Raw genomic sequence first — 765 nt, 5'->3', positions numbered from 1 at the left:
GGTTTCCGTGGTTCCTGCATCCGGCTGCGCAAGGGTGCGGCCGGAACAGCTCTCAAACAGGTCTCACCAGATGAAACGGTGGCGATTGGAGAGGGCATAGAAACATGCCTGTCAGTCGCTCTGGCCTGCCCTGATCTGCGTATTCTCGCAGCAATTTCTCTCGCAAATCTCGGAACAATCCGTCTGCCAGATGCCGCGCGTAACGTGCTCATTCTGGCAGACCGGGACAGCAGCCCACAGGCGCAGCAAGGACTGGAAAAAGCCGTAGCCCAGCACATACAGGCTGGTCGCTCGGTCTCTGTTGCCATGCCGCCAAAGGGGCAAAAGGATTTTAACGATGCGCTCAAGTGATGGACTGGACGGTATCCGCGCCGCTGTAGCCGGTGCGGAACGCCAGTTTCAGGTCATTGACGGTGGCAAAGGTGGCGGGAACGAACCGCCGGAAGCCACCAAGGAAAAAAAGCCCTGCCCTGTTGTCACCATCGGGCATCTGAGCGGTGCTTTCTACTTTCTGGACCGTGTGGGCCAGCTCCGGGTGCTCAAGGCGTCACAGATGACACGCAGGCCGGATCTGCTGTCGCTCTTTGGCGGCAATATAGACTGGCTGAAAGAAACATTCCCAAAAACCGCCAAGGTTAAAGACAAGGATGGAAATGGCGATGAGACAACGCGTGAGGTTGTGGTTGACTTTAATATCAACCGCACTGCTGAGTTCTTGCAGCGTGAGTGCTTTTCTGCTGGCCTGTATGGCGACCATATACAGAT

At 56.2% G+C, this 765-nt stretch carries 1 protein-coding gene and 1 pseudogene; both read left to right on the top strand.

Annotated features, from left to right (window positions below):
• The coding region (locus HK26_RS12585; protein WP_180539575.1) for a toprim domain-containing protein at positions 1-351 on the top strand (351 nt) is incomplete at its 5' end.
• Positions 338-765: pseudogene (locus tag HK26_RS12580) on the top strand (ATP-binding protein); the annotation flags it as partial. The gene HK26_RS12585 and the pseudogene HK26_RS12580, both read left to right, overlap by 14 nt.

The sequence above is a fragment of the Acetobacter okinawensis genome (assembly GCF_002153655.1).
In the GTDB taxonomy this organism is placed as follows: domain Bacteria; phylum Pseudomonadota; class Alphaproteobacteria; order Acetobacterales; family Acetobacteraceae; genus Acetobacter; species Acetobacter okinawensis_A.
The sequence above is the reverse complement of the archived record's forward strand: the minus strand, read 5'-3'. Positions and strand labels throughout refer to the sequence as shown.